Raw genomic sequence first — 7,210 nt, forward strand, 5'->3', positions numbered from 1 at the left:
AATGCACGAGTGATCATGTCCAAGCGAAGTACCTATAAGCTCAAGGGCGCCGCACTGTGCGGCGCCCTGCTCGTCAGCGGCTGCGCCAACCAGATGCCCCAGCGCAGCGACCACGAGGAGCGCGTCGAGCGCAAACTGCTCGAACACACCCTGCAGATCGACGTTGGCGAGCCGAAGGTGATGGAGCTGCCGCAACGACGTGTACGCGTACATGAGCAGAAGCGTTTCGAGGTCACCGAGTTCGAGGTGACGCGCCACTACGACCGCTACACGCCTTACCAACCCTGGCGGGAAATCTACGAGATTCCGCTGGGTGCCGTGGCGGTTGTAGCAGGCGTGGGTGCCAACGTGGTCAACGTCTTCGCCTTGGGCAACCTGCCCCAGAGCATTACCCACGATTGGCTCAGTTATGGCGTGGACGGCCTTAATCCGTTCATGAACGTGCCTTCCAACGGCCGCGCCCAGCAGAACCTGGCAGGTATCAGCGAAGTGCAGAAAGCCAAGCGCGAAGAGGCCACGAGCATGCCGTGGAGCGAGCGCCTGGTGGAGGTCAAGGCCGGCAAGAACACTTATGAGCTGACCACCGACCGTGCGGGCATCCTGCGCCTGAACCTGCTCGACAGCCCCTTCTCGGAGCAGAACCTCAACCATGTCGGCACCTTGCATCTGCAAGTGGTCGATGAGGACAACGCCGTGCGCGGTGACGCCAGTTTGTTGATCAGCGCCACGCTGCGCAACAAGTTGCGCGAAGCTCACGAGCTGATTTTCGACGACCTCGAAGATGATGAGGTGAGCCAGTGGGTGCACCGAGTCAAGCGGCTGTCCGAGCTGGGCCTTGAAGAGGAAGCCAGTGAGTTGGAGCAGAGCCTGATCGAGCTGACGCGCAACGATCCCGAGTTGCAACAGGAGTTCTTGCAGTCCCTGACCAAGGCCACTGGCCGGCTGGTGGCTGATCCAGGGCATTGACGCCCGCCTGTGGCTGACCCGCGCTGGACCCGTGAGGGGCTCAACGCGGGCAACTGAGCACTTTTCTTGCGAGCTATAGCGGCGGAAAAAGCTCCAGCTGTTCATGCGCACCGCGCAAGTCCCGCAATCTCACCCCTACACCTAGCAATCGCACAGGTTTACCACCGCGCGCGAACGCTTGCGCCACCAGCTGCCGGTAACTGTCCAAGTCCCTGCCGGCGCCTGCTTGCTCAAGGGTGGTCTGGGTAAAGTCATGGAACTTGACCTTGACGAAAGGCTTTTCCGGCCGGTAGGTGCTGTCCATCCGCTCGATGCGCTCGTTCAGGCTCTGCAGCAATTCCGGCAACCGTGCCAGGCAACTGGGCAAATCCGGCAGGTCGGTGTCGTAGGTATTTTCGACGCTGACCGACTGCCGCCGGCTGTCGTTTTGAACCACGCGATCATCGATACCACGCGCCAGTCCCCACAACCGCTCGCCAAAGGTGCCGAACTCTCGTACCAGCGCCAGGCGAGACCATTCACGCAACTGCGAGCAGGTCTCGATCCCCAGGCGGGTCAGCTTGTCTGCTGTGACCTTGCCCACACCGTGCAGACGGGTGACCGGCAGCGTCGCCACGAACGCTTCTATTTCATCAGGCCTGATCACGAACAGGCCATTGGGCTTTCGCCAGTCGCTGGCGATCTTGGCCAGAAACTTGTTGGGCGCCACTCCGGCCGAGACGGTAATATGCAGGGTACGGGCCACGCGCCGACGGATGTCCTCGGCGATGCGTGTAGCGCTGCCGGCATACCATTGGCTTTCGCTGACATCCAGATAGGCCTCGTCCAAGGACAGCGGCTCGATCAGGTCGGTGTAGTCACGAAAGATGGCATGTATCTCTCGAGAAGCCTCACGGTAAGCCTCGAAGCGAGGCTTGACGATCAACAGGTCCGGGCACAACTTGAGGGCGTGACGGGACGACATCGCGGAACGCACCCCGTAGGCACGCGCTTCATAATTGCATGTGGCGATGACCCCACGCCTTTCGGCCGACCCGCCCACTGCCATGGGGCGACCTGCAAGACGAGGGTCGTCGCGCATTTCGATGGCAGCATAAAAGCAGTCGCAGTCGACGTGAATGATCTTGCGCAGGGACATGGATGACCATAGGCACTGTAAATTCATACAGATAATAGCGCATGGTTTGGTGTTCAAACAGCATGGACATAGGTTAGACAGCGCCGGCGTTCACCGTAGGCGCGCTACCCCAGCCCACGTGCTACAAGGCTAAAGGTCTGAACAAAAAGGGCTTTTCACACTATTTGCTTGACACGGGGAAACAAATCCGTAGAATTCGATCTCACAGGCGCGGGATGGAGCAGCCTGGTAGCTCGTCGGGCTCATAACCCGAAGGTCGTCGGTTCAAATCCGGCTCCCGCAACCAGATTCGAGAAAAGGCCACTGTTAACGCAGTGGCCTTTTTCTTTGCGCGCGTGCAAAGCAATTCGAAAAAACCTCGTTAAATCAATGAGTAGCACTTGACACCACCTGCTAAGACTGTAGAATCCGCCCCACAGACGCGGGATGGAGCAGTCTGGTAGCTCGTCGGGCTCATAACCCGAAGGTCGTCGGTTCAAATCCGGCTCCCGCAACCAAGTTCAAGAAAAGGCCACTGTTAACGCAGTGGCCTTTTTCTTTGCCTGTTTCACGGCACCAGGGTTACCAAGGATGCGCCCTGTTCTGTTCAAGCGCTGGCCACAAGATTCCCTAAACGCTTGACATCAAAGTCGTTCGCTGTACAATGCGCACCTCTGACGCGGGATGGAGCAGTCTGGTAGCTCGTCGGGCTCATAACCCGAAGGTCGTCGGTTCAAATCCGGCTCCCGCAACCATATTCGTCAGAACAAACCCCGCACGTAGCGATACGCGCGGGGTTTTTCGTTTCTACCTCCCTTACTTGCAAGCGATGCCTGCATGCCTTGGCGCACCTTCGATTAGCGGCTGGCGCTGCCCTTGCGTGGATGAACTATCTTTAACCCCTGCCGGGCTGTTATGCGCCCATGGCCGGAGTAATATTGGATACGTTTTCCAAAGGGACTTTCACTTGGCCGCGCCTCTTCTTCACCTCGTGCCTGACGCCCGGGGTAATTCATGACCGCTCAGAACCCTGAACCTACGGTGCCGCTGGCCACAGCGTTGCCCGGAGCCGTGCAGCGCCTGCCCTTGCTTGAACGGATAAGCCGCTATCGTCAGCCGATCGGGCTGGCGGTGACGCTGGTGCTGTTCACCATGGCCTTGATCGCCTGCCGCCACCTGCTGAGCGAGCTGGACATCTATGCCTTGCACGATGCCATGCTCGAAGTGCCGGTGCAGTCACTGCTTGGCGCGCTGCTGGCGACCGTGATCGGATTCGTGATTCTGCTGGGCTACGAGTGGTCAGCCAGCCGCTACGCTGGGGTCAAGCTACCTGCGCGAACGTTGATACTGGGCGGTTTCAGCGCCTTCGCCATCGGCAATGCCATCGGCCTGTCCATGCTGTCGGGCGGCTCGGTGCGCTACCGGCTGTATGCACGCCAAGGCGTGGGTGCGGGCGAGGTAGCGCGCATGACCGTCTTCGCGAGCCTTTCACTGGGTTGTGCACTGCCGCCGCTCGCAGCATTGGCCACCCTTAGCAATCTGCCCGCCGCTTCGGCTGCCCTGCGGTTGCCGCAAGGCTTGCTGGCCGGCATCGCGGTTGCCGTCCTGGCCGCCTGCGCACTGTTGGCGGTAGGCCTGTACCGCAAGCGGCTGGCCGAGCAGCCAGTGCCTGACAACCTGCTGGTGCAACTGGGTCGGCGTACGCTGCGACTGCCCGGCGCCCGGCTTACTGGCCTGCAGCTGCTGATCACGGCACTGGACGTCGCCGCCGCCGCTACCGTGCTCTACCTGCTGTTGCCCGAAGCACCCCCGTTCGGTGCCTTCGTACTGGTCTACCTCCTGGCGCTGGCCGCGGGCGTGCTCAGCCATGTACCGGGTGGCGTTGGTGTGTTCGAGGCCATCCTGCTGGCCGCCTTCGCCGATCAATTGGGCGCTGCGCCATTGGCGGCCGCGTTGCTGTTGTACCGCATCATCTATGTGGTGCTGCCGCTTCTGCTGGCCTGCGTGCTGCTGCTGGCCAACGAAGCCCGGCGCTTGCTGTTCGCGCGGCAGGCCATGAAGGCTGCCTCCGGGCTGGCAGCGCCTATCCTGGCCATCATGGTATTTCTCTCCGGGGTGGTACTGCTGTTTTCCGGCGCCACGCCCGAGATCGATACCCGCCTTGAGCACATGGGCTTTCTGATTCCCCATCGGCTGATCGATGCCTCCCACTTCGGCGCCAGCCTGATCGGCGTACTGTGCCTGCTGCTGGCCCAAGGCCTGCGTCGGCGCCTGTCGGCCGCGTGGCTGCTGACCACGGTGCTGTTGCTGGTGGGTGCATTGCTCTCGCTGCTCAAGGGGTTCGACTGGGAAGAAGCCTGCCTGCTGACCTTCACCGCCGCGCTCCTGGCCTTGTTCCGCCGCTCGTTCTATCGGCCCAGCCGTTTGATGGAGCTGCCGTTTTCGCCGGTGTACCTGGTGGCCAGCGCCTGCGCGGTGGGCGCCTCGGTGTGGCTGCTGTTGTTCGCCTACCAGGATGTGCCCTACAGCCATCAGCTGTGGTGGCAGTTCACCCTGGACGCCGATGCCCCCCGTGGGCTGCGTGCGGCGATGGGCAGTGCCTTGCTGCTCGCAGCGCTGGCGCTGACCTGGCTGCTGCGCACCGCACCGCCGGTGATCCACCTGCCCGATGAAGCCGAATTGCAACGTGCCCATCGCATTCTGCAGGCATCCGACCAGCCCGATGGCGGCCTGGCCCTGACCGGCGACAAGGCGCTGCTGTTCCATCCCAGGGACAACGCGTTCCTGATGTATGCCCGCCGTGGTCGCAGCCTGGTAGCGCTCTACGATCCGATCGGGCCGGCCCAGGAGCGTGCCGAGATGATCTGGCAGTTCCGCGACCTGTGCGACCTGCACCACGCCCGACCGGTGTTTTACCAGGTGCGTGCGGAGAACCTGCCGTTCTACATGGATATCGGCCTGACCGCCTTGAAGCTGGGTGAAGAAGCCCGTGTCGACCTGCGCCGCTTCGACCTCGACGCCAAAGGCAAGGAGATGAAAGACCTGCGCTACACGTGGAATCGAGGCGGCCGTGACGGGCTGAGCCTGGAAATCCATGAGCCAGGCCATGCGCCGCTGGCTGAGCTCAAGGAAATTTCCGATGCATGGCTAAGTGGCAAGAACGTTCGCGAAAAGGGTTTTTCGCTGGGCCGTTTCAGCCCGGATTATCTGCAACATTTCCGTATCGCCCTGATTCGTTTCCAGGGCCAACCTGTGGCCTTTGCCAACCTGCTCGAGACCCACAGCAACGAGTTAGCCAGCCTCGACCTGATGCGCGCACACCCGCAGGCGCCCAAGCTGACCATGGAGTTCATGATGATCGGCTTGATCCTGCACTACAAAAGCCATGACTACGGCCGCTTCAGCCTGGGCATGGTGCCGCTTTCGGGGCTACAACCACGGCGCGGTGCGCCCCTGACCCAGCGCCTGGGCTCGATGGTGTTCCGTCGTGGCGAGCAACTCTACAACTTCCAGGGGCTGCGCCGGTTCAAGGACAAGTTCCAGCCCGACTGGGAACCTCGCTACATGGCCGTGCCTGCCGGGCTCGACCCGCTGGTGGCTCTGGCCGACACTGCCGCCCTGATTGCCGGCGGCTTGACTGGATTGGTGAAACGCTGATGACCCGACGCTTTTGGCTTTACCTGTTGCTGACCCTGCTGCTGGCCGCCCTGGCCGGCGCCACGTCGTTCTGGTTCTGGACGCGCCCGGCGCCGGATGCACAGCTTGAGCAACTTCAAATCAACGATGCCAGCATCACCCGCGTCACCCCAGGCGTGCATCCTACTGCCTGGGTGGCGATCGGCGTACCGCAGGACCAGGCCCTGACCCACAAGCAACTGCTGGACCTTGCCCAGGCGGCCGAGGCGCAATTGGTGCAAGTGGTGCTGCCTGCCGGTGATTGCACCAAGCAGCAGCAAGCCATGGACACGGCCCTGGCCCAGTTGCCGAGCAAACCGACCCTGGTTGCCGGCATTGGCCCGGGTGCCACCCAAGCCTGGCGCTGGCTGGCCAGCCAGAACGACGACAAGGCCCGGGCCATTTCCGTGGGCTTTACGGTCGAGCAGCCAGGGTGCCAGGCCCCCTTGCCCAAGACCGCGCCCCACGGCCACTGGAGCGTGGCGTGGAACGATAACCCGGACGATGCCAGTGCGGCCTTCGTGCGCGACCAGAGCAATGCCGAAACCAGCATCAGCGACTATGACATCCATCTGCCACAGGTGCTCAAGGCACAGCTGACCCAGGCCTTGGTGGGCCAGGATGGCAACGCATTGGCGATCCCCGTGGTCGAGGTACCTGCCGGTCAAACCACCGATACCGTCACGTTGTTCTTGTCCGGCGATGGTGGCTGGCGCGACCTGGACCGCGACGTGGCCGGCGAGATGGCCAAGCTGGGCTATCCGGTGGTGGGCATCGATACCCTGCGCTACTACTGGCAGCACAAGACACCGGAGCAGAGCGCTGCCGACCTGTCCGAACTGATGCATCACTACCGGCAGAAGTGGGGGACCAAGCGTTTCGTGCTGACGGGGTACTCGTTCGGTGCAGACGTACTGCCTGCCATCTACAACCGCCTGCCGGCGGAAGACCAGCAACGGGTGGACGCTGTCATGTTGCTGGCCTTTGCCCGCAGCGGCAGCTTCGAGATCGAAGTCGAAGGCTGGCTGGGCAAGGAAGGTCAAGAGGCACCCACCGGGCCTGAGATGGCCAAGCTGCCGGCTGCGAAAGTGGTGTGTGTGTACGGGGTGGAGGAAAGCGACGAAAGCGGCTGCACCGACAAGACCGCCGTGGGCGAACGCCTGAAACTGCCGGGCGGGCACCACTTCGATGAAAACTACCCGGCCTTGGCCAAGCGGCTGATCGATGAGATCGAGACGCGTCAGGGCAAGTCGAGCGTGGCTGAGCAGAACTGAGGGCTATTGGACGTACAGTTTGCAAGGGCCAGGTCGAGCGCTCGGCACTGATAGCGCGGATCGGGGGTTACCCAGCGCCCTGCATGACCTCATGCCGCGATAAGCTGCACAGCAGCCCCAAGATTTCAGCTTCGCAGCGCATATTGCCGGGGCCGCGCTGCGGCCCATCGCGGCACGA

Annotated in this window: 4 protein-coding genes and 3 tRNA genes; 6 read left to right on the forward strand and 1 reads right to left on the reverse strand. The window is 62.3% G+C overall.

The window, feature by feature from the left end:
• The first annotated feature begins 15 nt into the window (after positions 1–15).
• Positions 16–966 carry a hypothetical protein gene (locus ACF8E5_RS15815; RefSeq protein ID WP_058604321.1) on the forward strand — a complete coding sequence of 317 codons (951 nt, stop codon included), beginning with the start codon at positions 16–18 and terminating at the stop codon, positions 964–966.
• Positions 967–1,039: 73 nt separating this feature from the next.
• On the opposite strand, the gene dinB is transcribed toward ACF8E5_RS15815, so the two are convergent.
• Positions 1,040–2,098, reverse strand: a complete 1,059-nt coding sequence (gene dinB / locus ACF8E5_RS15820) for a DNA polymerase IV (RefSeq protein WP_372239215.1) — start codon at positions 2,096–2,098, stop codon at positions 1,040–1,042.
• A 215-nt stretch (positions 2,099–2,313) separates the two neighbouring features.
• Between dinB and ACF8E5_RS15825 the strand changes: the two genes are divergently transcribed.
• The 5 genes from ACF8E5_RS15825 (at position 2,314) to ACF8E5_RS15845 (ending at position 7,032) form a co-directional block, all read left to right on the forward strand.
• Positions 2,314–2,390: transfer RNA gene (locus ACF8E5_RS15825), tRNA-Met, on the forward strand.
• Between the two features lie 134 nt (positions 2,391–2,524).
• Positions 2,525–2,601: transfer RNA gene (locus ACF8E5_RS15830), tRNA-Met, on the forward strand.
• A 160-nt stretch (positions 2,602–2,761) separates the two neighbouring features.
• Positions 2,762–2,838, forward strand: a tRNA-Met gene (locus tag ACF8E5_RS15835).
• A gap of 259 nt (positions 2,839–3,097) precedes the next feature.
• A complete protein-coding gene (gene mprF, locus ACF8E5_RS15840; RefSeq protein WP_058604323.1) occupies positions 3,098–5,740 on the forward strand; it encodes a bifunctional lysylphosphatidylglycerol flippase/synthetase MprF in 2,643 nt (880 codons plus the stop codon).
• Positions 5,740–7,032, forward strand: coding sequence for a virulence factor family protein (locus tag ACF8E5_RS15845; protein WP_392475516.1), 1,293 nt, complete (start codon positions 5,740–5,742; stop codon positions 7,030–7,032). Before mprF ends, ACF8E5_RS15845 begins: the two co-directional genes overlap by 1 nt.
• The last annotated feature ends 178 nt before the right edge of the window (positions 7,033–7,210 follow it).

The sequence above is a fragment of the Pseudomonas sp. WSY_20 genome, assembly GCF_043104335.1.
In the GTDB taxonomy this organism is placed as follows: Bacteria; Pseudomonadota; Gammaproteobacteria; order Pseudomonadales; family Pseudomonadaceae; genus Aquipseudomonas; species Aquipseudomonas parafulva_B.

What these genes read in the sequence shown, in the direction of transcription:
- ACF8E5_RS15815 (WP_058604321.1), top strand. Translation starts at nt 16, where the DNA reads ATGTCCAAGCGAAGTACCTATAAGCTCAAGGGCGCCGCACTGTGCGGC.
- ACF8E5_RS15845 (WP_392475516.1), top strand. Translation starts at nt 5,740, where the DNA reads ATGACCCGACGCTTTTGGCTTTACCTGTTGCTGACCCTGCTGCTGGCC.
- mprF (WP_058604323.1), top strand. Translation starts at nt 3,098, where the DNA reads ATGACCGCTCAGAACCCTGAACCTACGGTGCCGCTGGCCACAGCGTTG.